The sequence below is a fragment of the Mesorhizobium sp. M7A.F.Ca.MR.362.00.0.0 genome (genome assembly GCF_004023175.1).
Lineage (GTDB): Bacteria > Pseudomonadota > Alphaproteobacteria > Rhizobiales > Rhizobiaceae > Mesorhizobium.
Genome location: NZ_RZTF01000205.1, coordinates 1 through 2,590, shown reverse-complemented (window position 1 = coordinate 2,590; position 2,590 = coordinate 1). Strand labels below are relative to the sequence as shown.

The following is a 2,590-nucleotide window of genomic DNA, read 5'->3' as shown; positions in this document are numbered from 1 at the left end:
CGGCCCTGCCGCCGGGAAAGTCCGTCCTCGCCGTGCCGCTGTCGGGCATGAACAGCGTGTCGTGGATGAAGGCGGCATCGCCGATCACATAGGTGATCGAGGCCAGCGTGTGTCCGGGCGAGAACAGCACCTTGACCGGAAGGGTACCCACTTGGAAGGTTTCGCCTTCTCTAAACAGCCTGTCCCACTGCGAACCGTCGGCGGGAAAATCCGGCCAGTTGTAGATCGCTTTCCACAGTTTCTGGACCTCGATGACCCTGTCGCCGATCGCCGTCGGCGCGCCGGTCTTCTCTCTCAAGTAATGCGCCGCCGAGAAATGGTCGGCATGCGGATGGGTATCGAGGATCCATTCGACGCTCAGTCCCTGCTCGCTGACGAAGTCGAGCAGGACATCGGCATTCGTCGTTGCCGTGGCACCGGATTTCTCGTCGAAATCGAGGATCGGATCGATGATGGCGCATCGCTTCGTCGCCTGGTCGGCGACGACATACTGGATGGCGCCGGTCGGCTTGTCATAGAAGCCGCTGACCTGCGGCCTGGCCAAAGCTACGTCCAATTCCGGCTTCCCCAACACCCCTTAGCCGGCAGGAATGATTTTCTCTGACGGCATCCGAAAGGAGCATGGTTGTCCGCTCGGGTGAGCCAGTCAAGTATCCTTTCGCTCGCGGCGACAGGAAAGCCAAAAACTGTTCCGAGCGGTCAGGCCGACGGCTGCTTGGTCTTCCGCAGATACGGCAGGATGGTCTCATAAGCGCCGAAGCGTTTGATTGCATCCTCGTTGGAAACGGCCGCGGTGATGATCACGTCCTCGCCCTGCTTCCAGTTCGCCGGCGTCGCCACTTGATGCTTGGCGGTGAGCTGCATGGAATCGACCGCGCGCAGGATCTCATCGAAATTGCGCCCCGTGGTCATCGGGTAGGTCAGCACCAGTTTGATCTTCTTGTCCGGTCCGATGACGTAGACCGAGCGCACTGTGGCGTTGTCGGCGGGCGTGCGGCCCTCCGACGTCTCGCCGGCACCGCCCGGCAGCATGTCGTAGAGCTTGGCGACCTTGAGGTCCTTGTCGCCGATCAGCGGATAGTTCACCGAATGACCGGTCGCCGTCTTGATGTCGTCCTGCCACTTGCCGTGACTTTCGACCGGATCGACCGAAATGCCGATGATCTTGACGTTGCGCTTCTTGAACTCGCCTTCGAGCCCCGCCATCGTGCCAAGCTCGGTCGTGCAGACCGGCGTGAAATTCTTCGGGTGACTGAACAGGATCGCCCAACCGTCGCCGATCCAGTCATGGAATTTGATCGTCCCTTGCGTGGTCTCGGCGGTAAAATCCGGCGCAATGTCGTTGATACGAAGGCTCATGGTACATCTCCCCTGTAAACGGAACCGTCGGCAGCGAGGAACGGCACGCGGCAACCCACGCCACCATCAAGCTGTCCCGCCCGGCATCGTTGCATCTTAGCGCAAAAATCGTGGCTGCAAGATAATATGAAACTCTTGTCGGCGGCAGGCGAGCATTTTTATGCTGCCGAATGCGCGGCGCGCGGATGAGAGCCTGGGGCTGGACAGGAAAGGTTCTGTCTCAGCTCTTGTTGACCGCCAGCGTCACAGTCAGGTCTTCCATGCGCTGTGCCAGCGCGCCGAGCGCATTGGTGAGCACGCTATCGCTCTTGTCGGCCTTGGTCAGAGCCTCGTCGCGGGTCTTGCGCAAGGTCAGCACTTCGCTTTCCATGCCCTTGACGCGTTTCTGCAACTCCGAGAGTTCATCCATCACCATGATGCCGGCCATAACGGTCAGCCGCTGATCGCCGATCTCGCCGAACGAGTCCTTCAGGTGTGAAACATAGCGGTCGAAGCGTTCGGCAAGGTTGATCAGATGCTCTTCCTGGCCCTCGTCGCAGGCCATGCGATACTGCTTGCCGTCGATTGAAACCGTGACCTGTGCCATCGGGCCAGCTCCTATCTGTCCAACACGGCGCGGATGGTTTCCATGGCAGTCACCAAACGTCGCGAGACTTCCTTGTTGGCATCTTCCAGCCGTTCGGCGCGCGCTTCGGAATTATCGAGTTCCTGCGCCAGCCGCGAGCGATCGGCATTCATCCGCTGCACCTCGGCCTCGGCTTCGGAGTAGTCGCGTTCATGCTCGAGCTTGGCCGCGACGGCGTTTTCCAGCCCCTCGATGGCCTTGCCCAGCCTCGCGATGACTTCCTTGAGTGTGGCTTCCCCGGTCATGGCCTTCGTCCTGTGCCCTGCCCATCACCGAATCGTTCACGTTCAGAACGCGTTATCCCTGAAACATTAGGCACCGGGTGAAGGCAACGTCAACAAAGCTCTCGCGACTGTCCCCCGCTAACGCTAATGTAGGTCCGCCGCCGGCATCACAAGACCGGCAAATGTGCACCCGATTTGTTGACTAAAAGCCCGCGCCTGCTATGTGTCGCGCACCCTTTTCAAGGGCTCTCCCAAGCCCCCAAACCCCCACTTCTGGAGGAACCATGACGTCGCGTGAACAACATGACCGGATGGCCAATGCGATCCGCTTTCTCTCCATGGACGCCGTCGAGAAGGCAAATTCCGGCCATCCAGGCCTGCC

General features: G+C 60.1%; 5 protein-coding genes. 1 reads left to right on the top strand and 4 read right to left on the bottom strand.

Translation table 11 applies throughout. The features are described 5' to 3' along the window. The 4 genes from EOC06_RS43185 to EOC06_RS22595 form a co-directional block, all read right to left on the bottom strand. A partial coding sequence (locus tag EOC06_RS43185; protein ID WP_245469918.1) for an MBL fold metallo-hydrolase occupies positions 1 to 556 on the bottom strand: 556 nt, incomplete at its 3' end. Positions 557 to 699: 143 nt separating this feature from the next. Next, on the bottom strand, positions 700 to 1,359 hold the full coding sequence (locus tag EOC06_RS22605; protein WP_127260439.1) for a peroxiredoxin: 660 nt from the start codon (positions 1,357 to 1,359) through the stop codon (positions 700 to 702). 220 nt (positions 1,360 to 1,579) lie between these two features. Next, positions 1,580 to 1,945: a cell division protein ZapA gene (locus tag EOC06_RS22600; RefSeq protein ID WP_128308830.1), complete on the bottom strand. Its 366-nt coding sequence runs from the start codon at positions 1,943 to 1,945 to the stop codon at positions 1,580 to 1,582. 11 nt (positions 1,946 to 1,956) lie between these two features. Then, on the bottom strand, positions 1,957 to 2,229 hold the full coding sequence (locus tag EOC06_RS22595; RefSeq protein WP_013529251.1) for a DUF4164 domain-containing protein: 273 nt from the start codon (positions 2,227 to 2,229) through the stop codon (positions 1,957 to 1,959). 200 nt (positions 2,230 to 2,429) lie between these two features. On the opposite strand from EOC06_RS22595, the gene EOC06_RS45160 reads away from it, so the two are divergent. After that, positions 2,430 to 2,590, top strand: a 161-nt coding sequence (locus EOC06_RS45160) for a hypothetical protein (RefSeq protein WP_164898693.1), incomplete at its 3' end; no start/stop codon positions are given.